Annotated in this window: 24 protein-coding genes; 14 read left to right on the forward strand and 10 right to left on the reverse strand. The window is 61.2% G+C overall.

The window, feature by feature from the left end:
* Positions 1–28 precede the first annotated feature (28 nt).
* The gene (locus FHT71_RS05740) at positions 29–454 is read right to left on the reverse strand and encodes a membrane protein (protein WP_037082019.1); all 426 of its coding nucleotides are present in this window, start codon (positions 452–454) and stop codon (positions 29–31) included.
* Positions 451–1,689: a urate hydroxylase PuuD gene (gene puuD, locus FHT71_RS05745; RefSeq protein WP_183719217.1), complete on the reverse strand. Its 1,239-nt coding sequence runs from the start codon at positions 1,687–1,689 to the stop codon at positions 451–453. Before puuD ends, FHT71_RS05740 begins: the two co-directional genes overlap by 4 nt.
* A 764-nt stretch (positions 1,690–2,453) precedes the next feature.
* Here puuD and FHT71_RS05750 point away from each other — a divergent pair.
* Positions 2,454–2,786 (forward strand): hypothetical protein, encoded by a 333-nt coding sequence (locus FHT71_RS05750; RefSeq protein WP_007789791.1) that lies wholly within the window; start codon positions 2,454–2,456, stop codon positions 2,784–2,786.
* Here the strand turns inward: FHT71_RS05750 and FHT71_RS05755 are convergent.
* Positions 2,783–3,694 carry a LysR substrate-binding domain-containing protein gene (locus FHT71_RS05755; protein ID WP_132588840.1) on the reverse strand — a complete coding sequence of 304 codons (912 nt, stop codon included), beginning with the start codon at positions 3,692–3,694 and terminating at the stop codon, positions 2,783–2,785. The genes FHT71_RS05750 and FHT71_RS05755 overlap by 4 nt on opposite strands.
* Before the next feature lie 101 nt (positions 3,695–3,795).
* On the opposite strand from FHT71_RS05755, the gene FHT71_RS05760 reads away from it, so the two are divergent.
* The gene (locus FHT71_RS05760) at positions 3,796–3,999 is read left to right on the forward strand and encodes a hypothetical protein (protein WP_132588839.1); all 204 of its coding nucleotides are present in this window, start codon (positions 3,796–3,798) and stop codon (positions 3,997–3,999) included.
* Positions 4,000–4,045: 46 nt separating this feature from the next.
* On the opposite strand, the gene xdhB is transcribed toward FHT71_RS05760, so the two are convergent.
* From xdhB to FHT71_RS05775, 3 genes are read right to left on the reverse strand one after another with little or no spacing between them, the layout of a single operon-like run.
* A complete protein-coding gene (gene xdhB, locus FHT71_RS05765; RefSeq protein ID WP_183719219.1) occupies positions 4,046–6,385 on the reverse strand; it encodes a xanthine dehydrogenase molybdopterin binding subunit in 2,340 nt (779 codons plus the stop codon).
* A complete protein-coding gene (xdhA, locus tag FHT71_RS05770; protein ID WP_183719221.1) occupies positions 6,385–7,851 on the reverse strand; it encodes a xanthine dehydrogenase small subunit in 1,467 nt (488 codons plus the stop codon). Before xdhA ends, xdhB begins: the two co-directional genes overlap by 1 nt.
* A 34-nt stretch (positions 7,852–7,885) precedes the next feature.
* Positions 7,886–8,662 carry a 3-hydroxybutyrate dehydrogenase gene (locus FHT71_RS05775; RefSeq protein WP_007789802.1) on the reverse strand — a complete coding sequence of 259 codons (777 nt, stop codon included), beginning with the start codon at positions 8,660–8,662 and terminating at the stop codon, positions 7,886–7,888.
* A 179-nt stretch (positions 8,663–8,841) separates the two neighbouring features.
* Between FHT71_RS05775 and glpK the strand changes: the two genes are divergently transcribed.
* From glpK to map, 8 genes are all read left to right on the forward strand, one after another.
* Entirely contained in the window at positions 8,842–10,335 is a 1,494-nt protein-coding gene (glpK, locus tag FHT71_RS05780) for a glycerol kinase GlpK (RefSeq protein WP_132588836.1), read from the forward strand.
* A gap of 248 nt (positions 10,336–10,583) precedes the next feature.
* Entirely contained in the window at positions 10,584–11,513 is a 930-nt protein-coding gene (locus tag FHT71_RS05785; protein WP_132588835.1) for an MYG1 family protein, read from the forward strand.
* Between the two features lie 204 nt (positions 11,514–11,717).
* Positions 11,718–12,092, forward strand: a complete 375-nt coding sequence (locus FHT71_RS05790) for a YciI family protein (RefSeq protein WP_007789807.1) — start codon at positions 11,718–11,720, stop codon at positions 12,090–12,092.
* A complete protein-coding gene (locus FHT71_RS05795) occupies positions 12,089–13,348 on the forward strand; it encodes an RNA polymerase sigma factor (protein WP_183719223.1) in 1,260 nt (419 codons plus the stop codon). The genes FHT71_RS05790 and FHT71_RS05795 overlap by 4 nt, the downstream gene beginning before the upstream one ends.
* Before the next feature lie 101 nt (positions 13,349–13,449).
* The gene (locus tag FHT71_RS05800) at positions 13,450–13,917 is read left to right on the forward strand and encodes an SRPBCC family protein (protein WP_183719225.1); all 468 of its coding nucleotides are present in this window, start codon (positions 13,450–13,452) and stop codon (positions 13,915–13,917) included.
* 30 nt (positions 13,918–13,947) lie between these two features.
* Entirely contained in the window at positions 13,948–14,364 is a 417-nt protein-coding gene (locus tag FHT71_RS05805) for a DoxX family protein (RefSeq protein ID WP_007789812.1), read from the forward strand.
* A gap of 152 nt (positions 14,365–14,516) precedes the next feature.
* A complete protein-coding gene (locus FHT71_RS05810; RefSeq protein ID WP_007789814.1) occupies positions 14,517–15,578 on the forward strand; it encodes an LLM class flavin-dependent oxidoreductase in 1,062 nt (353 codons plus the stop codon).
* A gap of 106 nt (positions 15,579–15,684) precedes the next feature.
* Positions 15,685–16,443, forward strand: a complete 759-nt coding sequence (gene map / locus FHT71_RS05815; RefSeq protein WP_183719227.1) for a type I methionyl aminopeptidase — start codon at positions 15,685–15,687, stop codon at positions 16,441–16,443.
* A 4-nt stretch (positions 16,444–16,447) separates the two neighbouring features.
* Here the strand turns inward: map and FHT71_RS05820 are convergent, their stop codons facing one another.
* Positions 16,448–17,017 carry a PadR family transcriptional regulator gene (locus FHT71_RS05820; RefSeq protein ID WP_007789818.1) on the reverse strand — a complete coding sequence of 190 codons (570 nt, stop codon included), beginning with the start codon at positions 17,015–17,017 and terminating at the stop codon, positions 16,448–16,450.
* A 127-nt stretch (positions 17,018–17,144) separates the two neighbouring features.
* Between FHT71_RS05820 and FHT71_RS05825 the strand changes: the two genes are divergently transcribed.
* Complete coding sequence (locus tag FHT71_RS05825; protein WP_183719229.1) at positions 17,145–18,353, forward strand: YbfB/YjiJ family MFS transporter; 1,209 nt, start codon at positions 17,145–17,147, stop codon at positions 18,351–18,353.
* A 123-nt stretch (positions 18,354–18,476) separates the two neighbouring features.
* Complete coding sequence (gene sbmA, locus FHT71_RS05830) at positions 18,477–19,742, forward strand: peptide antibiotic transporter SbmA (RefSeq protein WP_132588831.1); 1,266 nt, start codon at positions 18,477–18,479, stop codon at positions 19,740–19,742.
* Positions 19,743–19,929: 187 nt separating this feature from the next.
* Here the strand turns inward: sbmA and FHT71_RS05835 are convergent, their stop codons facing one another.
* The 3 genes from FHT71_RS05835 to FHT71_RS05845 all read right to left on the reverse strand — a co-directional run bounded on the left by FHT71_RS05835 (position 19,930) and on the right by FHT71_RS05845 (position 22,474).
* The gene (locus tag FHT71_RS05835) at positions 19,930–20,196 is read right to left on the reverse strand and encodes a DUF2277 domain-containing protein (protein WP_132588877.1); all 267 of its coding nucleotides are present in this window, start codon (positions 20,194–20,196) and stop codon (positions 19,930–19,932) included.
* Between the two features lie 302 nt (positions 20,197–20,498).
* The gene (locus FHT71_RS05840) at positions 20,499–21,269 is read right to left on the reverse strand and encodes a glucose 1-dehydrogenase (RefSeq protein WP_183719332.1); all 771 of its coding nucleotides are present in this window, start codon (positions 21,267–21,269) and stop codon (positions 20,499–20,501) included.
* A 206-nt stretch (positions 21,270–21,475) separates the two neighbouring features.
* Positions 21,476–22,474, reverse strand: coding sequence for a polysaccharide deacetylase (locus FHT71_RS05845; protein WP_132588830.1), 999 nt, complete (start codon positions 22,472–22,474; stop codon positions 21,476–21,478).
* 117 nt (positions 22,475–22,591) lie between these two features.
* Here FHT71_RS05845 and FHT71_RS05850 point away from each other — a divergent pair, with 117 nt between their 5' ends.
* Entirely contained in the window at positions 22,592–23,176 is a 585-nt protein-coding gene (locus tag FHT71_RS05850; RefSeq protein ID WP_183719231.1) for an NnrU family protein, read from the forward strand.
* 104 nt (positions 23,177–23,280) lie between these two features.
* A complete protein-coding gene (locus FHT71_RS05855; RefSeq protein WP_183719232.1) occupies positions 23,281–23,958 on the forward strand; it encodes a tetratricopeptide repeat protein in 678 nt (225 codons plus the stop codon).
* Positions 23,959–23,963 lie beyond the last annotated feature (5 nt).

Here is a 23,963-nt window from a genome sequence, read left to right on the forward strand (position 1 = left end):
TCGATTGTCTTGTTGCGCGGCTTTCGCGTCAGGGCGCCGGCTGGGCGGCGATGGACGCCGGCGTGGCGGCGCAGCCGTACATGGTCTTGTCTGCGAACACCAGAACCGCGTTCATCGCGTAGTGGCGATCGGACATGCCGTCCGAGCAATCCCCTTTGGTCAACGTCAGCTTGAACGGTGTCGGTCCATCGGCGACTGTCCACGTGGCACGATCGTTCTCGATGACTGGACCAGGGTTGGCGCTCTTGACGTCCTCGACGCCCGGACGGCTGAACGTGAGACCGTCGGCACGGATTTTGATCGCCCAGAAGGGTTCGGTACCGAGCGCGTTGAGGTCACCGGCGAAATCGCCTGCTGTCGGGCTGCTTGCCGTCGCCGTTGCATCCGCACCGCTCTGGCCGCAACCGGTCAGAGCGGAGGCGAGGAGCATGACGCGAAGGGCGGCTGACATCATTCCTGCTTGCCTTCGACTGCGCTTTCGAACCAGGCGACGAGCAGCTTGCGCTCGTCCGGGGTGATATCGGTCACGTTGCCGGGCGGCATGGCGTGGCTGCGGCCCGCCTGTATATAGATCTCCCGGGCGTGAGCGGCAATTTCCGCATCGGTTTCGAGGATGACGTTGTTCGGCGGACGGGCCAGTCCTTCATAGACCGGTTCGGCGGCATGGCACATGGAACAGCGCGTACCGACGAGCTGCTTGACCGCGGGGAAATGTGCATCGCCAGCGAATTGCTGGAAAGCGGGAGCGACGACCTGCGCATCCTTCTCGCCGGTCAGCACCTTTGGCACGGTCGACAGCCACATGATCAGGATGAAAAGGATGACGGTGACGATCCAGGTCCAGGTCGGCCGTCCCTTGCGCGCATGCGTCGTGTTGAACCAATGACGGATGGTGACGCCCATCAGGAAGACGAGGGCGGCGATCACCCAGTTGTAGGCGGTGCCGAAGGCCAGAGGATAGTGGTTCGACAGCATGAAGAAGATGACGGGCAGCGTCAGGTAGTTGTTGTGGAGCGAGCGCTGCTTGGCAATCGCGCCATACTTCGCATCGGGCGTGCGCCCGGCAATCAGGTCGGCAACGACGATCTTCTGGTTCGGGATGATGATCATGAAGACGTTGGCCGACATGATCGTTGCCGTGAAGGCGCCTAGATGCAGGAAGGCGGCGCGGCCGGTGAAGAGCTGCGTATAGCCCCAGCCCATGAAGACGATCACGGCGTAGAGCACGACCATCAGGCCCCAGGTGTTCTTGCCGAGCGGCGACTTGCACAGCCGGTCGTAAACGATCCAGCCAACGGCCAACGAGGCGAGCGAGATCAGGATCGCCACCGGCGCGCTGATGTCGAGCACATGGCGGTCGATGAGGAAGAGGTCGGCGCCGCCGTAGTAGACGATGCAGAGCATCAGGAAGCCGGAGAGCCAGGTGAAATAGCTTTCGTACTTGAACCAAGTCAGGTGCTCGGGCATCTGTGCGGGTGCCACGAGATACTTCTGGATATGATAGAAGCCGCCGCCATGAACCTGCCATTCCTCGCCATAGGCGCCGGGCGGCAAATGCGGCCGCTTCACCAGGCCGAGGTCGAGTGCAATGAAATAAAAGGACGAGCCGATCCAGGCAATCGCGGTGATGACGTGGAACCAGCGGGCGGCAAAGGCCAGCCATTCCCACGCGATGGCATATTCATACATTGAGTTCCCCTGTTCTTCCTCCGACTCGTCACATTGCAGAAAGTCGTGCCAGGAGGAAAGGGGATTGGCGATCACTCGGAGCTAATGCCGGGAATAACGCAACGCCGATCGTGGTAACGAACTTTTGAAAAGCCCCACGGGGCAGCCTCGCATTCCCGAAGCTCAGAACCTATGAGTGAAGCCAGCCCTGTTCTTTTGATTTCATTCTCGGCCAGAGATCAAGGCGGCTTTGCCTTGTCTGAAGCATGGGAGCCGGTGATCGACAGGACGGCGCAGCTGATTCGCGCTCCTGTAACCGATTGCCTCGAACCTCGCATCTGTCCTGTCTCGCCCTTCAAACGAAGAACGAAACTTAATCCCGATACGGCTGCAATACACAAACCATATCAATGCCCTTTTCGAGGCTGCTGGTCTTGCGTGTATCGCCGCGCAATCAGATTCTCTGCCCGAAGTTGATGTTGCCTGGCATGCAGCAAGGGCGGCGTAAAAACACCACGCACTAAGCCAACATATCGACGTTTTTTCATCGGATGCTCTCCCGTGCTGGAGATGTCTGCCGGTTGCGGAGACGGCTTGCCAACGGTCGATTGGTGAGCGCCGCGAATGGTGAAACGCCTTTGAAAATGCGGTCCGTCGACGCCGCCCTGCAGCCTGCAAAGTGGCTTGAAATGTAACGGTTCGATTACAGTTTCATTTTGAGGCCGCCGGAATGAGGTGGAAACCGCTTCATTCCGGCGGCGCATTCATCAACGGAGAAGATGCCAATGCGCAGTATTCTTGTGTGTGTGATGATTGCATTCGCGTCCTGCGCTTACGGCCATGACGCGCCTTCGGGTTGGAGTTATGAGCCCTTCTGTTGCAATGGCGATAGCGAAACCGGGGACTGCCAGATGATCCCGCCGAAAAGCGTGGCGATTACCCCCCATGGCTATCGGGTGACGCTGCTGCCGGGCGATCACCGACTTGTCACGCATGCGCATGTCTTCCTGCTTCCCATGGGAAAGGCCATGCGTTCAGGTGACGGCGACTATCATCTTTGCCTGTTCCCGAACGAGGATACGCCGCGTTGCTTCTACGCGCCACAGATGGGCTATTAGCTGCCCTTGATCTCAAAGACGTTCATTTCCTCGAGAATCCAGTTTCGGAATGCCTTGATCTTAGGAACGTTGCGACGGCTCTCCGGATAGGCCAGCCAGTAGTCCCAATCGTTGTCGCTGCAGACGATTGGAAAAGGCTGGATCAGCCGACCTGCGGCAATGTCATCGCGATAGAACGCGGGCGTCAGGATCGCCACGCCTTGTCCCGCAAGAGCAGCGCTCGCCTCGAAGGACTGTGCGCCGAGCCGGCTGCGCGGCCGGCCCGCGAGGTCGGGATTGTGGACACCGGCCGCCTCGAACCATGAAGCCCACCACGAGTCGCCCGCGTCGATCAGTCGCAGTTTGAGGAGATCACTCGGCTGGCGGATGCCGCCGGCGGCGCTAGCGGCAAGTTCGGGGCTCAGCATCGGCGTGAAATCAATCGCCATCAGCCGATGCGACACAAGGCCCGGCCAGTTTCCCTTGCCGCTACGGATCGCGATGTCGGCGGACTCCCGGGCAAAATCGATCAGCGTATCTGATGTGCGCAGGCGTACGGCGGTCGCCGGATACTTTAGATGGAACGAGCCGAGGTGACGTGCCAGCCATTGCGAGGCGAATGTCGGGGTAGAGTGAATAAGCAGCGTTTCCTCGGCAGCGCCCCGAACCGAGGCCATCGCTTCGTGCAACATGGCGAAGGCTTCGGTCACTTTGGGTGCCAACCGCTCGCCGGCGTCGGTCAGCCTGATGTGGCGTGGGCGCCGCATGAAGAGGGGCTCGCCGATATTCTCCTCCAGCAGCTTCACCTGGTAGCTGACGGCCGTCTGCGTCATGCCGAGCTCCTCGCCGGCCTTGGTAAAACTCCCGAGCCTCGCGACCGCCTCGAAGACCCGCAGCGCGTTCAGGGGAAACTGTTTCGACAGCTTCATGGATAAGCTCTCTTTATGTGTCCAGACGATCGTTCGATTGGAATTGCAGCATTTATTGGCGCAGTCTGCAACCCAACGGATCAAATTGTCGAGGTGATGTTATGGATTGCGCCGCTATCGAACAGGACAGGCAGGCAAGGGCTGCCGGGACTTTCAGTTGGCTGTCCGACCTTGGCCGGAGACTGCTGCGCCGGCTTTCGGGATGGGACAGGCTGGAACTCGAGGGTATGCCGGATCGCGTCAAGCGCGATCTCGGTTTCATGGACGGGCGCGAGCCGCGCTACGACAGGGAGTTCCGGCGGTAGGCCGTGAGGTTGGCGTGGCAGTGCCCCGAGGTGTTGCCACTTTAGCCTATGCCTTCTTCATTCTCTCCACGGCCATCAATACCCGCTCGGGCGTCGCCGGCGCATCGAGCCGCGGGCAGAGCTTGTAGTTGGCAACGCTGGCGACCGCCATCGAAAGCGCCTCGAGCACCGAAATCGCCAGCATGAAAGGTGGCTCGCCCACCGCCTTGGATCGGCCGATCGTATGCTCGGCATTCTCCGACCACTCGGCCAGCCGGACGTTGAAAATCTTCGGCCGATCGGAGGCGAGGGGGATCTTGTAGGTCGAGGGGGCGTGCGTGCGCAGCCGGCCCTTGTCGTCCCACCAGAGTTCTTCCGTGGTCAGCCAGCCCATGCCCTGCACGAAGGCGCCCTCGACCTGGCCGATATCGATCGCCGGGTTCAGCGAACGGCCGACATCGTGCAGGATATCGGTGCGTTCGATCATGTATTCGCCTGTCAGCGTATCAATCGATACCTCCGAGCAGGCCGCGCCATAGGAATAATAGTAGAACGGCGTGCCGCGGCCGGCGGCCCTGTCCCAGTGGATCTTCGGGGTCTTGTAGAACCCGGCAGCGGAAAGCTGCACACGGGCGAAGTAGGCCTGCTTGACGAAGTCGGGGAAGGGGAACTCCTTGTCGCCAACCCGCACGCGGTTCGGCAGGAAGACTACGTCCGTCGGAGGTACAGCCCATTTTTCGGCGGCAAAGGCGACCAGCCGTTCCTTGATCTGGCGGGCGGCATCGCAGGCGGCCATGCCGTTCAGATCCGATCCGGACGATGCCGCCGTGGCCGAGGTGTTCGGCACCTTGCCTGTTGTCGTTGCCGTGATCTTTATCCGCTCGATGTCCACCTGGAAGCTGTCGGCCAGCACCTGCGCCACCTTCGTGTAGAGGCCCTGGCCCATCTCGGTGCCGCCATGGTTCAGATGGATCGAGCCATCCTGATAGACGTGAACGAGGGCGCCAGCCTGGTTAAAGGCCGTCATGGTGAAGGAGATGCCGAACTTCACCGGCGTCAGTGCAATGCCCTTTCGGATGTAGCGGTTGTTGCGGTTGAACGCGACGATTGCGTTGCGGCGCGCCTGATAGTCGGCGCTGTCTTCAAGTTCGTCGACGATCCGGCCGATGATGTTGCCTTCGACCTCCTGATGATAGGGGGTGAGCGTGCGACCGGAGCCGGGCTGTCCGTAAAAGTTCAGCTTGCGGATCTTTAGCGGGTCCTTGCCGAGCGCATAGGCGATTTCCTCGATAAAGCGCTCTCCGCCCAACATGCCCTGTGGGCCGCCGAAGCCACGGAAGGCGGTGTTCGAGACGGTGTGAGTCTTCAGCGGCTTCGATGCTAGGTGAACATGCGGGTAGAAATAGCTGGAATCCGCATGAAACAGCGCGCGGTCCGTGACCGGCCCCGAAAGATCGGAAGAAAAGCCGCAGCGGGCAGCGTAGGTCGCATCGACCGCGTGGATTCGCCCGTCGTCGTCGAAGCCAAGTTCGTAGTCGACAAGGAAGTCATGGCGCTTGCCGGTGGCAGCCATATCCTCGTCGCGGTCGGGCCGGAACTTGATGGCACGCTTCAGCTTTTTGGCGGCAATCGCCGCCAGAGCTGCGAACTGGTTGCCCTGCGTTTCCTTGCCGCCGAAGCCGCCGCCCATGCGGCGCACGTTCACCGTCACCGCGTTCGACGGGATATCGAGGACATGACCGACGATATGCTGGATCTCGCTCGGATGCTGGGTCGATGACCAGACGGTAACCTCGTCGTCTTCGCCGGGGATCGCCATGGCAATATGGCTTTCGAGGTAGAAATGTTCCTGGCCGCCGATCCGCATCTGGCCCTTCAGGCGCCGCGGCGCGTTCTCCATTTCGGTCTTGGCGTCGCCGCGCTGCAGGGTCATCGGCGTGACGACGAGGGGGCTGCCGTTGGCGAGCGCGCCATCGATATCGCTCCAGTGGGGCAGGTCGCGGTACTCGATCTTGGCCTTGCGGGCGGCTCGCCGGGCAATCTCGCGCGTTTCGGCGATGACGGCAAAGATCGGCTGGTTGTGGAATTCGACCTTCTTTTCGGCAAGCAGCGGCTCATCGTGGCTGCCGTTCGAGCTGACATCATTGACGCCGGGAACGTCCTTGCCGGTGAACACCCAGACGACGCCGGGCGTCGCCTTGACCTCGGAAAGATCCATGCTGACGATCTCGGCGTGGGCTCGATCGGACAAGCCGAGCGCGCCATGCAGCAGCCCGGTGGGCTCTGGCAGATCGTCGATGTAGTCGGCAGCTCCGGTAACGTGCTTGTGGGCGGAATCGTGGCTGAGCGCATCGTGCATCGCGCCATTGACGATGAATTTGGGGTCCGCGAAGGTCGACTTGTCCATTACGCAACCTCCTCGAAGCGATGGAGCTCGGCCGGTGCGCCGGAGGTTTCCAAGAAGAAGCGCGTTAAAAGGTTCTTTGCCGTCAGCTGACGATACTCGGCCGTTGCGCGCCAGTCGGTCAGGGGCTGGAAGTCGGCGTCGAACTCTGCGCGCGTCGCCTCGATCGTTGCTTCGTTCCACGGCTTGCCCATGAGGGCGTTTTCGACGTGGCGCGCGCGCTTCGGCGTGGCGGCCATGCCGCCGAAGGCGATGCGGATGTCGTTGACGTCTCCCTCCGTATCCAAGGTCAGATAGAAGGCGCCAAGAACCGCGGTGATGTCCTCGTCACGGCGCTTGCTGATCTTGTAGACGGCGAATTGGGTGTCCTCGGCCGGATAGGGCACGAAGATGCTCTCGACGAATTCGCCGCGGCGGCGATCCTGCTTGCCGTAGTCAATGAAGAAATCCTCGAGACGCAGCATTCGCGTCCCGGCCAGAGAGCGCAGCTTTACGGTTGCGCCAAGGGCAATCAAGGGCGGCGGCGTGTCGCCGATCGGCGAACCATTCGCGATATTGCCGCCGATCGTGCCCATGTTGCGCACCTGATCGCCGCCGATACGGTTGATGAGGCGGCCAAGGGTCGGCACCTTGCGGGCGATGGTCTCGAAGGCGCGGGTGTAGGTGACGCCGGCACCGATGGTGAAGCCGCCGTCGCCAGATGTGATCGACTGCAGGTCTGTCAGGTGGTTTATGAAGACGACAGGGTCCAGGGCGCGCATCTGCTTCGTCACCCACAGGCCAACATCGGTGGCCCCTGCAACAAGAGTGGCGGTGGGTTCTTCCGACAGCACGCGCGCCAGCGCGTCCAGCGAACCCGGCACGACCAGCCGGCCTTCGGCCGTCGTGATCGAGATGGTCTGGCTGTTGCGCATTGCCCAGAGGCGGGAGATGATATCGGAGCGGGTCTTTTCGAGCGGGTCGAAGAGCGCGCTCGGGCGGGTGTGGCTCACCTGCTCGGCGGCCTTCACGATCGGCTCGTAACCGGTGCAGCGACAGAGATTGCCTTGCAGGGCCTTTTCAATGTCGGCGCGGCTCGGCTTGTCGTTGGAAAGCCAGAGGCCATACATCGACATGACGAAACCCGGCGTGCAGAAGCCGCACTGCGAGCCGTGGCAATCGACCAAGGCCTGCTGCACCGGATGCAGCGTTCCATCCCTGGCCGCCAGATGCTCCACCGTGACGACATGGGTGGCGTTGAGCGACCCCATGAAGCGGATGCAGGCATTGACGGACTCATAGTGCAGCTTGCCGTCGATCAGCCGTCCGACAAGGACGGTGCAAGCGCCGCAATCTCCTTCCGCGCATCCTTCCTTCGTGCCGGTCAGCCGGCGCTTCAACCGGAGATAATCGAGAAGCGTCTCGGTCGGCCGGACATCGCCAAGCGTGACGTCCTCGCCATTCAGGATGAAGCGGATGCTGTCGTTCATGTGGTTCCCTGGTTTTTATGCTTATCTTGAATGGTTATGCCGCGGTCCAGCCACCGTCAATCGAGATGTGGGTACCCGTCACCTGCCGGGCTTCGTCGCTTGCGAGGTAGAGAGCCAGCGCGCCAATCTCCTCCGCCTTGACGAATTCATGCGTCGGCTGGGCCTTGAGGATCACTTCGGTCTTGACCTGCTCCTCGGTCATGCCGCGTGCCTTGGCCGTATCCGGTATCTGCTTCTCGACGAGGGGCGTCAGCACGTAGCCCGGGCAGATCGCGTTCACGGTCACGCCAAATTCGGCAAGCTCCAGTGCCGCCGTCTTCGTCAGGCCCAATATACCATGCTTTGCCGCCACATAGGCGGATTTGAACGGCGAGGCGACCAAGCCGTGCGCGGAGGCGATGTTGATGATCCGCCCTTGGCTTTTCGCCTTCATCAGCGGAATGGCCGCCCGCATGGTGTGGAACGAGCTGGACAGATTGATCGCAATGATCTGGTCCCACTTTTCGATCGGGAAATCCTCGATCTTTTCCACATGCTGAATGCCCGCATTGTTGACCAGCACATCGACGCTGCCGAAGGTCTTGGCGGCTGTTTCGATCAGATCCGCGATTTCGGCCGGCTTTGTCATGTCTGCCGGATGGTGGGTCACCTTCGCCTTCGAGACGGATTCAAGTTTCTCGACGATCGCCTTGATTTCCTCGGGCTTTCCAAAGCCGTTGATGACGACGTTGTCGCCCTTGCCGGCAAAGGCTGTTGCGATCGCAAGCCCGATGCCGCTGGTGGATCCGGTGACGACGACTGTTCTTGCCATGCTCTTCTCCTAAAGCCGTTTTGCGACGCAATAGAGCTGAGGTTATGCGCAAAGCATCTCTTGTGGCAATTGCGATCACGGCAAATCTCTTGTGTCGAAGAGGCGGTGAGGTTCTTTCCTCGCCCGCCGTCCTGTCCTATTGATTTTTCCCGATAATCACGATCTTGGGGAGGACTGGCATGAGCGGATATGTTCTGGCGATCGATCAGGGGACGACGTCGACGCGGGCGATCGTTTTCGACGGCGAGATGAAGATCGCCGGTGCGGGCCAGAAGGAATTCCGTCAGATCTACCCTCAATCCGGTTGGGTCGAGCACGATCCGGAGGAAATCTGGGATTCCGTGGTCTCGACCATCAAGATGGCGATCCGCGAGGCGAGGATCGAGGCAAAGGACATTGCGGCGCTCGGCATTACCAACCAGCGCGAGACCGTGCTCGTCTGGGAGCGCGACAGCGGCAAGCCGATCCACAACGCGATCGTCTGGCAGGACCGCCGCACGGCAAGCTATTGCGACAAGCTTAAGAGGCAGGATCTCGAAAAGACCTTCACCAGGAAGACCGGCCTTCTCCTCGATCCATATTTCTCCGGCACCAAGCTCTCGTGGCTGCTTGCCAACGTCAAGGGCGCGCGGGCGCGTGCCGCCAAGGGGGAGTTATGCTTCGGGACCGTCGATGCTTTCCTGATCTGGCGGCTGACCGGCGGCAAGGTGTTTGCGAGCGATGCGACGAACGCTTCCCGCACGCTGATGTACAACATTGCCGACAACAAGTGGGACGCGGATCTCCTCGATATCCTGCGTGTTCCCGCAGCGATGCTGCCTGAGGTAAAGGATTGTGCCGATGATTTCGGCATTACCGAGAAGGCTATCCTTGGCGCCGAGATCCCGATCCTCGGCGTTGCCGGCGACCAGCATGCCGCGACCATCGGGCAGGCCTGCTTCGAGCCCGGCATGATGAAGTCCACCTACGGCACCGGCTGTTTCGCATTGCTCAACACCGGAAGCGACATTGTTCGTTCGAAGAACCGGTTGCTGACGACCATCGCCTATCGGCTGAACGGCGAGACGACCTATGCGCTCGAAGGCTCGATCTTCATCGCGGGTGCTGCCGTGCAATGGCTTCGCGACGGGCTCGGCATCATCGATACGGCCTCGCGCACGGGGGAACTTGCCGATGCCGCCGACCCGACGCAGGAGGTCTATCTGGTTCCCGCCTTCACCGGGCTTGGCGCGCCGCATTGGGATGCGAATGCGCGCGGGGCGATTTTCGGCCTGACGCGCAACAGCGGTCCGAAGGAATTCGCCCGCGCCGCGCTCGAAGCGGTCTGCTATCAGTCCCGCGATCTGCTCGACGCCATGCACAAAGATTGGAAGGGCGGTGTGGAGAGCACCGTCCTTCGCGTCGATGGCGGCATGGTCGCTTCCGATTGGACGATGCAGCGGCTTGCCGACATTCTCGATGCGCCCGTCGACCGGCCAGTCATCCTCGAGACCACGGCGCTTGGCGCTGCCTGGCTTGCCGGCAGCCGGGCCGGTGTCTGGCCGGACCGCGTAGGCTTTGCCAAGAGCTGGAAGCGCGACCGCCGTTTTGAACCCGACATGGACGAGAAGACGCGCGCCGCAAAGCTCAAGGGGTGGCGTAGCGCCGTCAAGCGCACGCTCGCCGATGTGTGACGCGCGCAAGGCGGCAGGCAGGCGGAACGGCGCTCATTCGTGTCTCGGATGTGAGGCGTGAGATTGCAGAGCAATTCCGGCCAGGCGGCTTGATGGCGCCGACGTGGACGCCACGGGATGATACGACGGCTTTTCCATCGCCAACCAAAACAGGATTTGGGGCAATGACGGGTTGAGATGGCAGCCAGCAATGGTTATGTGCTGCCAATCGCAAGCGGACTTCCGCAAACAACAAGGCGCATCCTGGCATGAATCCAGATTTCCTCGTCACCCATTCCGGTGGCTTCCATGCCGATGAAGTGCTGTCGAGCGTCATCCTGACCCGTCTTTTCCCGCAGGCTCGTGTGATCCGCAGCAGGGCGCCGGAGTGGATCACGCCGGGCGCCGACCGCATCATCTATGACGTCGGGGGTGCATATGACGCCTTAAAGGGCATCTTCGATCACCATCAGCGTGGCGCGCCGCTGCGAGAGGACGGGCAGCCCTACAGCTCGTTTGGGCTGATCTGGAAGCACTACGGCCGCGACTACCTGGTTGCCACCGGCGTTCCCGAAGCCCACGTCGAGGCATTGCATACCTCGTTCGATCTCGCTTTCGTGCTGCCGATCGATCTCACGGACAATGGTGCGCTCAGCCCGTCAGGGCCGATCGCCGGTCTGACGCTGCCGGCCTTGCTGGAAACCTTGAAGCCGGTTTTCGACGATACCGATCCGGATGCCGATGATCGCAAATTTCAAGATGCCGTGGCCATCGCCCGCAGCTTTGTCGAGGCGAAGATCGCCCAAAGCGCTGCCAAATTGCGGGCCGAAGCGCTCGTCCTTCAAGCCATAGAACGTACCGGGCAAGGGCGTGTTCTCGAACTTCCGACGGGAATGCCTTTCCGTCCCGCCATCGTGAAGGTGCGCGCCGATCACCTGCTCTTTGTCGTTCATCCGCGAGAAAGGGATTGGTGCGTCACCGGCATCCGCCGCGGGGATGAGGGGTTCGAACTTCGGGCGGATCTGCCGGCTGCCTGGGCAGGCCTGACCAATCACGATCTGGAGGCGGTCTGCGGCGTTCAGGGCGCAACCTTCTGCCACAACGGTCGCTTCGTCGCCGCCGCCAAGACCCGCGAAGCCGCATTGGCGATGGCGCAGCTGGCTGTGCAGGAGGCCCTTGCCGTCGGAGCCGTGAGCTGAGGTAGGCGTAACACTCTTCGGTCTGGCAGCTGCCTGCCAAGACGGCCGCGAGGTGTGCGCCCGTCCGTTTGTGTTATGTCGCATTCGCCGCCTTCGGCTGCTGCCGGCGAACACTTAACCATCTCCGTCTACACGCTGTAATTTTTTGCTGCGTCCTGTCGGATGTCGCGTTACTCCTTCGTCATTCAGGAAGAGGAGTACGACATGCTTTATGCAATCCTTTGTTATGCCAATGAAGAGACCGTGTTCTCCTGGACCAAGGAGGAAGAGGACGCCGTTATGGCGAAGCTCTACGCTGTTCAGGCACCCTTGGCCGAGCGCGGCAAGCTTGGTCCCGTGGGCCGGCTGATGCCGACGACGGCGGCGACCACCGTGCGCAAGGGCAAGGAGGAGCCGCTGGTTCTTGACGGTCCCTTCGCAGAAACGAAGGAAGCGCTCCTCGGTTTTTACGTGGTTGATTTCGATACGCTGGAGGAGGCGGTCGCCTTCTCCAAGGAGCTTTCCGTGGTCAATCCCGGTTCCACCTCTTATGAAATTCGGCCGTTCTACGTGTTCCGGCCGGGAGCTTCTGCGACATGACAGACATTGCCTGGATCGACGTGACGCTTGCTTCGGCCCGACCGAAGGCGCTTGGCGCGCTGCTCAGATACTTCCGCGATCTCGACATCGCGGAAGAGGCCTTCCAGGAGGCCTGCCTGCGCGCCATCCGCACCTGGCCAGACAAGGGGCCGCCGCGCGATCCGACGGCATGGCTGATCTTCGTCGGACGCAACAGCGGCATCGATGCGGTCCGCAAGCGCTCGAAGACCCAGGCGCTTCCCGATGAGGAGCTGATCTCCGATACCGGCGACGCCGAAAGCGACATCGCCGAGCGGCTGGACGATTCCAACTACCGCGACGATATCCTGCGGCTGCTCTTCATCTGCTGCCATCCGGATCTGCCGGCAACGCAGCAGATCGCACTGGCGCTGCGCATCGTCTCGGGGCTTAGTGTCCAGCAGATCGCGCGTGCCTTCCTCGTCGGCGAAAGCGCGATGGAGCAGCGGATCACGCGAGCCAAGGCGCGCGTTGCCAAGGCCGGCGTGCCCTTTGAGACGCCGGATGCGCAGGAACGGGCCGAGCGGCTCTCGATCGTCAGCACGATGATCTACCTTGTTTTCAACGAGGGCTACAGCCAGGCCGATCCGAAGCACGAAGCATGTGCCTTTAGCGACGAGGCGATCCGGCTCGCGCGGCTGCTGCTGCGCATTTTCCCCGGTGAGCCCGAGCTGATGGGCCTGCTGGCGCTGATGCTTCTGCAGATTTCGCGGCGCCAGGCCCGCTTCAACGGCGAAAACGACATCGTGCTGCTCGAGGATCAGGATCGCTCGCTGTGGAATCGCGAGCTGATCAACGAGGCGCTGGCGCTGCTCGACAAGGCGATCCGCCATCGCCAACCGGGACCCTACCAGCTGCAGGCGGCGATCGCGGCGCTGCATTCACGCGCCAAGCGTGCCGAGGATACCGATTGGGAAGAGATCGAGCTGCTTTATCGGGCGCTGGAGCGTGTTCAGCCGTCGCCTGTCATTACGCTTAACCGCGCCGTTGCCGTCTCGAAGCTCAGAGGGCCGGAAGAAGCGCTGGCGCTCGTCGAAACACTCGGCGAAATGCTCGGCGGTTACTTCTATTACCACGGCCTGCGTGGCGGCTTGCTAAAGCAGCTCGGCCGCGCTCACGAGGCGCATGAGGCGTTCGACCGCGCCATTGCGCTTGCTCATTCCGCAGCGGAAGCCGCCCACATCCGCCAACAGATCGACAGCCTCGTCCATGGGGCCGCGCAACCGATCGCGAAATAATTCTCAAAAAGTCAGATCCGGTTGTCGGAACCGGAAAATCTCCCACGTCCTTGTAACAACCTGATCGAAAACAGGTTTCGCTCAACAGGAGGAAGGCTGAAATGACCGCAGAAGCTCAACATGAACTGATTCTCGTCCGTGAATTCGATGCCCCGCGCGAGAAGATTTTCAAGGCCTGGACCGATCCTGCCTTGATGAAGGAATGGTTCGTCCCGCGTCCCTGGACCCTGTCTGATGTGGAGGTCGATCTACGCCCGGGCGGATCAAACCTCATCGTCATGCGCAGCCCCGAAGGCCAGGAATTTCCCAACCGCGGCGTCTATCTGGAGATCGTCGAAAACGAGAAGATCGTCTTCACTGACGCTTTCACCAGCGCCTGGGTACCGTCCGAAAAGCCGTTCTTCGTCGGCATCATTGTGCTCGAAGACCTCGGCAACGGGCGCACGAAATACACCGCCAAAGCCCGGCATTGGACGGCGGCCGACAAGGAACAGCACGAGCAGATGGGCTTCCACGAGGGCTGGGGCAAATGCGCCGACCAGCTCGCCGAGCTGCTTCCCAGGATCTGAAATCGGGAATCGAAACAGGGGGATAGGGGCATGTCTGCAATTGTTGATTCACATGCGCGGCTTCCGCGTTGGCAAACCGTCACCGGCACTGTCATGAGCGGGCTGATCGTCGCCTTTCTCGTTTTCGACGGGGCGATCAAGCTTGTGCCGATCGCGCCGGTTACGGAAACGATGACGGCGCTCGGCTACTCGGGCGATCCGATGCTGGCCCGAGGTCTGGGTATCGTGACGCTGTTGTGCGCGCTGCTTTACGCAATTCCACGCACGTCGGTGCTCGGGGCGATCCTGCTTACGGGTTTGCTCGGCGGTGCGATCGCGACGCATCTGCGCGTCGGGAGCCCGATCTTTTCGCACCTGCTGTTCGGCGTTTATCTCGGGCTGATTGCCTGGGGAGGTCTTTATCTCAGATACGAAGCCGTTCGGAAAATGATTCCATTCAAGCTTTGAAGTCGTTGATTTCAGAATCAAAGTTCGCCGCGATCCCCGGGTCGCGGCGGTGCTGCCTATCGATATTCTCGAACGATCGGTTCCAGAATTTATATTTGCGCTGAGGCCGCTCCATCCTTATCTCCATCTGTAGATTCAACGGGATGCGAGCCATGGAACTAGGCCTCTACACCTTTGCCGACGTGAACCCGAATCCGAGCCGAGGCAAGGGTGAGGAAGGGGCCGAGCGACTGAAGCATCTGCTCGAAGAAATCGAACTCGCCGATCAGGTCGGGCTCGATGTGTTCGGGTTGGGCGAGCATCACCGGCCAGACTATGCGGCTTCCGCTCCCGCCGTCGCTTTGGCTGCCGCTGCCGTGAAGACCAAGAACATCCGGCTGACCAGTGCGGTGACCGTGCTGAGCTCGGACGATCCCGTGCGGGTCTTCCAGCAGTTCGCGACACTCGATCTGCTTTCCAATGGACGTGCCGAGATCATGGCGGGGCGAGGCTCGTTCATCGAGTCCTTCCCTCTCTTCGGCTACAATCTGGAAGATTACGATCAGTTGTTCGAGGAAAAGCTCGACCTGCTGGTGGCCCTGCGCGACAACGAGACGGTCAGTTGGTCGGGCGAACTGCGCGCGCCGATCAATGGGCGCGGGGTTTATCCGCGGCCGCTGCAGGATCCCTTGCCTTTGTGGATCGCCGTCGGCGGCACGCCGCAATCGGTAGCGCGTGCAGGCGCGATGGGCCTGCCGGTGGCGCTGGCGATCATCGGCGGCGAGCCACGGCGCTTCGCACCGCTGTTTGATCTCTACCGCGAGGCGGCCCGCCGGGCCGGGCAGGAGGCGTCGAAGCTCAAGACCAGCATCAACGTCCACGGGTTCATTGCGGACACGACGGACGTTGCTGCCGATCAGTTCTACGGCCCGCAGGCCGAGGTCATGAACCGGATCGGCCGCGAACGTGGCTGGGGACCGACGAACCGGGCGCATTTCGACATATCGCGCGGGCCGAACGGCGCGCTCTTCGTCGGTGAGCCGGAACTGGTGGCGGAAAAGATCATCGCGCATCACCGGCTCTTCAAGAACGACCGCTTTTTGCTGCAGATGGCGATCGGCCTGATGCCCCATGATCAGATCATGCGCGGCATCGAATTGTACGGCACGAAAGTCGCGCCGATCGTCAGAAAGGCATTGACTGAAAGCGACGAAGAGGCGAAAGCCACCGCCTGAAGCTGGAGCATGATGCCGTAAAGGATGAATTGGATTCCCAACGCCGTCGTGCTCTCATTCTGATCGAGAGCCGGCCGACCGGCCGAAGAAGGCCGGGTAGAGATTCATGATCATCGAAAACGAAGACGAACTTCTCAAGCTGAAGGAAATCGGCCGTATCTGCGCCAATGCCCTGCAGGTGATGGGGGCTTCACTGGAGCCCGGCATCACGACGCTGGAGCTCGATCAGATCGGCCGCAAGGTGCTCGAGGAGGCCGGCGCACGCTCCGCGCCCGAGCTTTGCTATCAGTTTCCCGGGGCTACCTGCATCAGCGTCAACGAAGAGATCGCCCATGGCATTCCGGGGCCGCGCATCATTCGCCCGGGAGATCTCGTCAATATCGACGTCTCCGCCGAGAAGGATGGATTCTTTTCCGATACCGGCGCGTCCTTCAGTCTTCCACCGCACAAGGCGAAGATCGAAAAGCTCTGCCGCGACGGCAAAAGGGCGCTGTGGGTTGGCCTAAACCAGGTGAAATCGGGCGAGCCGCTCGCCAAGATCGGCCAGGCCGTCGGCGCCTTCGCCCTGAAAAACCGCTATACCCTCGTCGCCAATCTGGCGAGCCACGGGATCGGCCGTTCGCTGCATGAGGAGCCGGCCGAGCTCTCGACCTGGCCGGATCCATCCGAGAAGCGGATGATAACGGAAGGCCTTGTCTTCACGGTCGAGCCGTTCCTCTCGCTTGGCGCAACATGGGCGGAGGGGGGCGACGACGCCTGGACGCTCTACGGGGAGCCTGAGGCTCCGACCGTGCAATACGAACACACGGTCGTCGCCACGCGAAATGGTCCGCTGATCCTGACGCTGCCGGAAGGCGGCGCTTGAGGCCTCACTCGCCCGAACGGCCGCCGGCAAGAATTTCGCCGGCCGCGCGCTCCAGAATGCCAGCGATGCGCTTGGCCTCGTCCTTCGACCAGGGGTAACGCAGGCGAAGCGCCGATTTTAGCAGCATGCGCGCAGTTGCGACCTCGCTCTTGTCTTCCGGAAAGCCGTCCTCATCCCGATCGCCATTGCGGCTTTCGGGGTCAAATATCTTGCGCACGTGCGCCATCTTCGCGCCGATCTTCTCCAATTTTCCAAGCGTCATGTCGATCATCGTTTGGTTCTCTTCGACGAGCCTGCGGCCACTCTCCGTGATGCGATAGAGCTTCTTGGTGCCCTCGCTCTCCACGTCAGCAAGGCCGGTTTCTTCCAGGTAGGTCAGTGCCGGATAGATCACGCCCGGGCTTGGAACATAGAAGCCACCCGAACGCTCTTCCAAGAGCTTGATAAGCTCGTAGCCATGGCGGGGCTGTTCCACCAACAGGGCCAGGATCACCAGTTGCAGGTCGCCTGACGCAAATTTCCGCCCCATGCGAAAACCGCCACCACCCATCATTCCACCTCTAAAACCTCTCATAGGTCACTCCTTAGATGTATCGTTCACTATGTCGTAAAATGTATATCGTAAGATAATTGCGTTCAAGGGCGAATGCATGATTTCGTGCGATTGATCGATCGATCAGAAATTCTTGATTGTCGGCGCCATGCTGCAGCGCGATAAGCAATCCATGTTGGCACGCAATGACACCTTCCCCGAAAACCTGTTTCGAACCGGCCTCGCAGGCGCTATCGCCATGGCTGCCGCCATGGGCTTCGGCCGTTTTTCCTATACGCCGATCCTGCCGAGCATGATCAGCGGCGTGCCGCTTTCGGCCGCAGATGCCGGCTTCATCGCTTCGGCGAATTTCGTCGGTTACCTCGTCGGTGCCGTGCTGGCCGCCTATGGCTGGGCGACAGGACGCGAGCGCAAGGTCGCGCTTCTTGCTCTTGCGGCCACAGCAGTCCTTCTGGCGGCCATGGCCACGACGACATCGGTTTCGGCCTTTGCCGTCATCCGGTTCCTCGCCGGCGTTGCGAGCGCCTTTGCTCTCGTTTTCAGTTCGCAGATTGTGCTCAGCCACGGGGCGATCGCCGGCAACGATCACGTGCAGGCGGCGCATTTCGGGGGGCCAGGCGCCGGTATCGCGCTTTCATCGGTTATGGTGCTGCTGGTGGGACTGCTCTTTGATGGAAGCGCAGACGCCTGGCGCGCATCCTGGATCGGTGGCGCCATCTATTCGGCGGTCAGTCTGCTGGCGGTCTGGTGGTTGCTGCCGGCAGGCCCGGCTGCCGCGGCACAGACCGGCAAGGAACCGCGGATCGCCTGGAGCCTGCCGATGCTGCTCGTCACGGCATCTTATGGCCTGTTCGGGTTCGGCTATGTGATCACGGGCACGTTTCTGGTCACGATCGCGCGCATGGATGCTGCCGGACCGACTGTCGAGTTTCTCTGCTGGTTCATCGCCGGTCTGACCGCTTCGGTGGCGCTCTTCGCCTGGAAGCCATTCGTCCGCCCGCTGGGATTGGGGAAGGTGTATGTGGCCGCACTGCTGATCGAGGCAGCTGGCGTGCTGGCGACCGTACTCCTGCCGCACTCGGTGGCTCCGCTTATCGGCGGCGCGCTGTTTGGAGCAACCTTCCTCGCGATTACCGCCTATGGACTGCAGATCGGCCGCAAACTTTCGCCGGCCAGCCCGCGCCGGATACTCGCGACGATGACGGCCGCCTTCGGGGTCGGGCAGATCATCGGCCCCATTGTCGCGGGGTGGATGGCCGAGCAAACGGGCAGCTTCACGACGCCGACCTATGCCGCGGCCGCAGCGCTGCTCGTGTGTGCGGCGCTGGTTATACCGGTCGCCAGGAAGTTGTCGTAGCGCGTTACAAGTGCGTAACAATGGGGCGAGCCCATTGCCGCTCTTTGCGAACTGCCGTAGTTTTCGCCGCAATTGGTCTGTTAGAGACTCCGAAGACTCCAGTTCAGGAAAGCAACCTCTCCCGTGTTCGTATCCTACTTCCCCAAGCCTAGGCTCTTCTTCATCTCAGCTGTTGCTTGGGCGCTTCTTGCCGTTCTCTTTTGGTATTTCGTGGGTTCCGGCCTCGGCGCAGCAATTGGTCTGCCGCCGCTGGCACCAGGTCTGGAATCGCCGATTGGTGTGTCTGTCTTCTGGTCGGCCCCGTTCCTATGGTTCTACATCTACTATGTGTTGGCGGTCGCGCTCTTTGCCGGCTTCTGGTTCGCCTACAGCCCGCACCGCTGGCAGATGTGGTCGGTGCTCGGCTCCGCGCTGATCATCTTCAACACCTATTTCTCGGTGCAGGTCAGCGTTGCCATCAACGCCTGGTACGGACCGTTCTACGACCTGATCCAGCAGGCGCTCGCGAAGACGGCGCCAGTCACCGCGGCACAGCTCTACCTCGGCATGCTGGGCTTTGCCGGCATCGCTTTCGTGGCAATCACCGTCGGCGTGCTGAACCTGTTCTTCGTCAGCCACTGGATATTCCGCTGGCGCACGGCGATGAACGAATACTACATGGCGCACTGGCCGAAGCTTCGACACATCGAGGGTGCCTCGCAGCGTGTTCAGGAAGACACGATGCGCTTCTCCTCCACGGTTGAAAGCCTCGGCGTCAGCCTCGTCAGCTCGGTCATGACGCTGATCGCGTTCCTGCCGGTGCTGTTCAAGATCGGTGCCAACATCACCGAGCTGCCGCTGATTGGCGAAGTGCCGCATGCGCTCGTCTGGGCGGCGATCTTCTGGTCGATCTTCGGAACCGTGTTCCTGGGGCTCGTCGGCATCAAGCTGCCGGGGCTCGAGTTCCGCAACCAGCGCGTCGAAGCGTCCTATCGCAAGGAGCTCGTCTACGGTGAGGACCATGCGGACCGCGCGACGCCGCCGACGGTGGCCGAACTCTTCGCCAACGTGCGCCGCAACTACTTCCGCCTCTATTTTCACTACATGTATTTCAACGTCGCCCGCATCTTCTATCTGCAGGCCGACAACCTGTTCAGCCTGATCGTGCTTGTGCCGTCGATCGTCGCCGGTAAGCTGACGCTCGGCCTGATGACGCAGATCAACAATGTTTTCGATCAGGTGCGCGGCTCGTTCCAGTATCTCGTCAATTCCTGGACGACGATCGTTGAGCTCCTGTCGATCTACAAGCGCCTGCGCACTTTCGAATCCGCGATCGAGGGTGAGCCGCTGCCTGATATCGACCAGCGCTACCTGGAGCGTGAGGCCGGCATCATCCACGCCGACGGCTGACGTCGTCGGCTGCAGAAAGCCGGAACTCGGTCATAAATGCTGCCATGCCTTGGCGAGGGCGCAGACGGCCTTTGCGCCAAGGGTGGCCGTTGATTGACCGGCTCGGTCTGTTGAACCTGACCTTTCGCTGGCCGGATGTTCACCTCGTCGACCCGAACGATGATCTCCTGTGCGCGACAGGACTCTCTTACGCGAACCGGATTGCAGTTCTCGCGCGGGCCTTTGCAGCTACTTCCTCACGATCGCGAGGCGGTTGAGAAGTCTCCAGCGAATTGAGCAGCTCGTGGGCGCATCTCGCAATCGAAATGACCGCGTGCTCGAACGCGGCCTCATTGCGTTTCGATGGCCTGGTGGTGCCGCTCAACTTGCGCACGAATTGAAGCGCGGCATCATGGATCTCCTCGTCTGTCGCTGGCGGATCGAAATTGAACAGCGGTTTGATATTTCGGCACATGGCTTGCTCCCGGTCGTTTTCTCTCTGCCAATGAGAGGAGGGTAACCTAGTATAAGAACTAGTCGCATAAGCGTTCATGGCAAACGGACCAGATGGCCGTGGCGGAAAGCTATGGACCGCAAGGCAGGCGTCCTCACTTCGTTGCTGTCGTTTCTGGCTTTAGGCTAGAGGCGCACGGCGGTTGCTTCTCGCTGGTGGTCGAAATCTTAGATCGCCACCGCCTTTGCCGTAAGGCGATCCTTATCCGGGGAGATTGCCGTTTTCGTCCGCGTAAGACTGGCCACTCCAGGAGCGCCTCGACCTCAGGCGACGGACCATCCGCCGTCCACCAGCAGGTTCGCGCCTGTGATTAGGCTCGCGGCCGGCGATGCAAGGAAAACGACGGCACCCACCACATCATCGGTTTCGCCGATCCGGCCAAGTGGAATGTGACCAAGCGTTGCTTTGTGGTTGTCGGCATCGGATAGAAACGGTGCTGTACCATCCGTGTGGATGAACGTCGGCGATACGGTATTTACGGTGACATCATAGCGTGCCCATTCAGCCGCAAGACAGCGCGTGAGGTGATTAATTGCCGCCTTGCTCATGCAATAGATTGCCTCGCCGCGCAGTGCCACGGTACCGGCCTGTGAGCTGATGTTGATGATTCGGCCGCTATTGCGCTCGATCATGTGACGGCCAACGGCCTGCGTCATCAGGAAAGTGCCCTTGATGTTGACATCGAGTATCTCGTCAAGGTCCTTCTCCTCAACGAGCTCCGCGAGATTGCCCGGCGCCACGCCGACGTTGTTGACGAGGACGTCGATCCGACCGAACGTCGTAAGCGCCGCCTCGACGGCTTGTGCGATGTGGGCCTTATTGGGAATGTTGAGTTCAACAGGGAGAACCTTTCGTCCCGCACCCTCGAGTTCGGCAACCAGGCCCGCCGACGCCGCGACATCGCGGACCCCCAAAACAATATCGGAACCTGCTGCGGCACAGGCTAGTGCGCAAGCTCGACCGATACCACGGCTCGCTCCCGTCACCAAAGTCACCTTGCCCTGAAGGCTGAAGTCCGGCGCATTCTTCTGCATCATGATGCCTCCCTCGATGAAGCTCATTTATGGCAGCGTCGGCGTGTGGATGCCAGATGTTCTGCGCATGCAGGGGAGCGTCTCCTTGACCAACCGGTGATCCCCGAGCGTTTCTGGAGTCAGATTGATCGGGCAGCCCGAGCGTTGCGTGTTCACGCCGCCGCCTTTCACACCCGGCAAGAAGCGGGAAGAGGCCGAATGCGCGCTTAAAGACCCGAGGCTTGTGCCTGCTCCCGCAGCTTGCCACGTGCCTCGATCATGGGAATCGCGTCGGAATAGCTGACGCAGGCGACATCCGCGCGATGACAGACATCGCTGACGAGCCTGTCGAGCGCGCGCCAGTAGGCGCCGCCGTTCATCTCGACGAAGTGGAAGCCGAGCTGCAGCGGAACACGGTTGCCCGCATACTGCTTGTCGAAGGCCTCCTTGAAGGCCGCATAGGAGCGGTCTTCGAATGCCTTTGAATCGGCCTTGTCCTCGGTGCCGTTGGAGTGGCGAACAAAGAGGTTGTAGTCCATGCCGATGATCGGCTTCTCGCGCGGGCCTTCGGGGATCAGCGGCAGGCCGAAGCGGACGATGCCGGCTTCCTCGACGGGCATGGCCGGTCCCTTCGTCACCAGGCTTGCGTCATAGGCGAAGCCGGCCTTCTTCTCTGCCGCGATCATGTCGGCACCCGGCGTTGCCGAGAGATAGGGGGCACGGAAGCCGCGGATGCCTCGGTCGACCAGATCCTGCCAGCCTTTCGGCTCCTCCAGGTCGACGCTCTTCCAGGCGTTTTTCAGCGTGGCGTGGAAGGTCGCGAACTCCTTCGACCAGTCGGCTTCGCTCCACTGGCGGCCATCGAAGTGGCCGCAGGCATGACTCGAAATGTCGTGGCCCTCAAGATGGGCGTGCCAGATATTGCCGAGCCGCTCGCGGATCTCATCGTCGCTCTGGGCAAAGCCCACATTCGACTTGCCCTGTTTCTGGTGCGGCGCCTGATAGGCCTTCTTCGCTGCCAGGTTCATCAGGAAAGTGCAGGAGAGGAAGTAGGTGAAATGCGCGCCGTTTTTCGCCGCCATCTCACGGCTCTTTTGCCAGAGCGCGTTGTCGTGTGCGCCGTCGAACGAGATGATCACCAGCTGCTTCGGCTGGTCGCTGGCGCCCGCTGCACCAGGAATGAACAAAGAAAGGGTAAGGGAGGCTTTGAAAAACGAACGAAACATAGACACCGCGACAATTTGTTTGCGGCTTTCCTGTTACAGAAATGCGGCGAAGCTGCGGTGACGCTGGCGTTTTTGCGTGTCTCCGGCTAAGTCTCGGAAAACGCACAGGAGATCACCATGGCATTGCTCATCGTCGGGATCGTCATTTTCCTTGGGCTTCATCTGATACGTGTGATTGCGCCCGGTCTTCGCCAATCCATGATCGACCGTCTCGGCGAGAGCGGCTGGAAAGGCGTCTACTCTGTCGTCAGCATCCTGTCCCTGATCCTGCTGATCTACGGCTTCGGTCAGGCCCGCCAGGTGACTGGCATGCTCTACGATCCGCCGGTCTGGATGGCGCACATCGCTCTGACGCTAACGTTGCTCGCCATGATCTGTCTGGCCGCCTCGCTGCTGCCGGCGGGGCATATCGCGGTCAAGACGAAGCATCCGATGGTTTTGTCGGTGAAGATCTGGGCACTGTCGCATCTGCTGGCAAACGGCGAGACCTCCTCGGTGCTGCTGTTCGGCGCCTTCCTTGCATGGGGCGTCATCCTCCGCATTGCGCTGAAGCGCCGTGAGCGCGCCGGTGAGCTTACCCGTCGGCCCTTCGTCTCCGGCAAATATGACCTCTATGCCGCGATCATCGGCGTCGTTGCCTGGGCACTCATCACGTTCAAGCTGCACGAGTTGTTGATTGGCGTGGCCCCGATCGTAATGTGACGAATCTTTCCGATCCCCCTTACAACTGCTGAAAAATGGGGTAGAAGGCCCCACAATGTGCGTGCAACCCGCATGCCGAAGCATATCCGTGGCCGGAGACGAGAATGGCATTCAACGACGACAGCTTCATTCGTGAAGTCAATGAGGAACTGCGTTCCGACCAGGTGAAGGGCGCATGGCGCCGGTTCGGCCGCTACCTGATTGCGCTCGCTGTCCTCATCGTTCTCGGTACCATCGGCTACAAGGCCTACGAGTATTGGGACGACAACAAGTCCTCCGGTACCGGCGACCAGTTCATCGCTGCCATGAAACTCGCCGACGAGAACAAGACCGACGAGGCACTCGCTGCCCTCGCGAAGCTGGAGAAGGAAGGTCACGGAGCCTATCCGATCCTTGCGCGTATGCGCTCGGCGACCGTGCTGGCGCAAAAGGGCGACGCAGCGGGCGCCGTTGCCGCTTTCGACGCGATCGGCAAGGACACAGCAGCGCCGCAGGCGGTTCGCGACGCCGCCAAGATGCGCGCCGGCTGGCTGCTGATCGAAGGCGGCACCTACGAGCAGGTTTCCGCCCAGGTCGAGGAAATGGCAGTGCCCAGCAACGCCTTCCGCCACTCGGCCCGCGAAGCGCTCGGTCTTGCCGCCTACAAGGCCGGCAATATGGCGCAGGCGCGCCAGTGGTTCAAGGCGATCGCCGACGACGCGCAGAGCCCCCGCAATGTTGCCAATCGTGCCCAGATGATGCTTGATAACATCACCGCATCCGGCAAGGCGCCCGCCGCATAGGGCTG

It is taken from the genome of Rhizobium sp. BK060 (assembly GCF_014193145.1).
Classification (GTDB): domain Bacteria; phylum Pseudomonadota; class Alphaproteobacteria; order Rhizobiales; family Rhizobiaceae; genus Rhizobium.

What these genes read in the sequence shown, in the direction of transcription:
- FHT71_RS05740 (WP_037082019.1), bottom strand. Translation starts at nt 454, where the DNA reads ATGATGTCAGCCGCCCTTCGCGTCATGCTCCTCGCCTCCGCTCTGACC.
- puuD (WP_183719217.1), bottom strand. Translation starts at nt 1,689, where the DNA reads ATGTATGAATATGCCATCGCGTGGGAATGGCTGGCCTTTGCCGCCCGC.
- FHT71_RS05750 (WP_007789791.1), top strand. Translation starts at nt 2,454, where the DNA reads ATGCGCAGTATTCTTGTGTGTGTGATGATTGCATTCGCGTCCTGCGCT.
- FHT71_RS05755 (WP_132588840.1), bottom strand. Translation starts at nt 3,694, where the DNA reads ATGAAGCTGTCGAAACAGTTTCCCCTGAACGCGCTGCGGGTCTTCGAG.
- FHT71_RS05760 (WP_132588839.1), top strand. Translation starts at nt 3,796, where the DNA reads ATGGATTGCGCCGCTATCGAACAGGACAGGCAGGCAAGGGCTGCCGGG.
- xdhB (WP_183719219.1), bottom strand. Translation starts at nt 6,385, where the DNA reads ATGGACAAGTCGACCTTCGCGGACCCCAAATTCATCGTCAATGGCGCG.
- xdhA (WP_183719221.1), bottom strand. Translation starts at nt 7,851, where the DNA reads ATGAACGACAGCATCCGCTTCATCCTGAATGGCGAGGACGTCACGCTT.
- FHT71_RS05775 (WP_007789802.1), bottom strand. Translation starts at nt 8,662, where the DNA reads ATGGCAAGAACAGTCGTCGTCACCGGATCCACCAGCGGCATCGGGCTT.
- glpK (WP_132588836.1), top strand. Translation starts at nt 8,842, where the DNA reads ATGAGCGGATATGTTCTGGCGATCGATCAGGGGACGACGTCGACGCGG.
- FHT71_RS05785 (WP_132588835.1), top strand. Translation starts at nt 10,584, where the DNA reads ATGAATCCAGATTTCCTCGTCACCCATTCCGGTGGCTTCCATGCCGAT.
- FHT71_RS05790 (WP_007789807.1), top strand. Translation starts at nt 11,718, where the DNA reads ATGCTTTATGCAATCCTTTGTTATGCCAATGAAGAGACCGTGTTCTCC.
- FHT71_RS05795 (WP_183719223.1), top strand. Translation starts at nt 12,089, where the DNA reads ATGACAGACATTGCCTGGATCGACGTGACGCTTGCTTCGGCCCGACCG.
- FHT71_RS05800 (WP_183719225.1), top strand. Translation starts at nt 13,450, where the DNA reads ATGACCGCAGAAGCTCAACATGAACTGATTCTCGTCCGTGAATTCGAT.
- FHT71_RS05805 (WP_007789812.1), top strand. Translation starts at nt 13,948, where the DNA reads ATGTCTGCAATTGTTGATTCACATGCGCGGCTTCCGCGTTGGCAAACC.
- FHT71_RS05810 (WP_007789814.1), top strand. Translation starts at nt 14,517, where the DNA reads ATGGAACTAGGCCTCTACACCTTTGCCGACGTGAACCCGAATCCGAGC.
- map (WP_183719227.1), top strand. Translation starts at nt 15,685, where the DNA reads ATGATCATCGAAAACGAAGACGAACTTCTCAAGCTGAAGGAAATCGGC.
- FHT71_RS05820 (WP_007789818.1), bottom strand. Translation starts at nt 17,017, where the DNA reads ATGAGAGGTTTTAGAGGTGGAATGATGGGTGGTGGCGGTTTTCGCATG.
- FHT71_RS05825 (WP_183719229.1), top strand. Translation starts at nt 17,145, where the DNA reads ATGCTGCAGCGCGATAAGCAATCCATGTTGGCACGCAATGACACCTTC.
- FHT71_RS05835 (WP_132588877.1), bottom strand. Translation starts at nt 20,196, where the DNA reads ATGTGCCGAAATATCAAACCGCTGTTCAATTTCGATCCGCCAGCGACA.
- FHT71_RS05840 (WP_183719332.1), bottom strand. Translation starts at nt 21,269, where the DNA reads ATGCAGAAGAATGCGCCGGACTTCAGCCTTCAGGGCAAGGTGACTTTG.
- FHT71_RS05845 (WP_132588830.1), bottom strand. Translation starts at nt 22,474, where the DNA reads ATGTTTCGTTCGTTTTTCAAAGCCTCCCTTACCCTTTCTTTGTTCATT.
- FHT71_RS05850 (WP_183719231.1), top strand. Translation starts at nt 22,592, where the DNA reads ATGGCATTGCTCATCGTCGGGATCGTCATTTTCCTTGGGCTTCATCTG.
- FHT71_RS05855 (WP_183719232.1), top strand. Translation starts at nt 23,281, where the DNA reads ATGGCATTCAACGACGACAGCTTCATTCGTGAAGTCAATGAGGAACTG.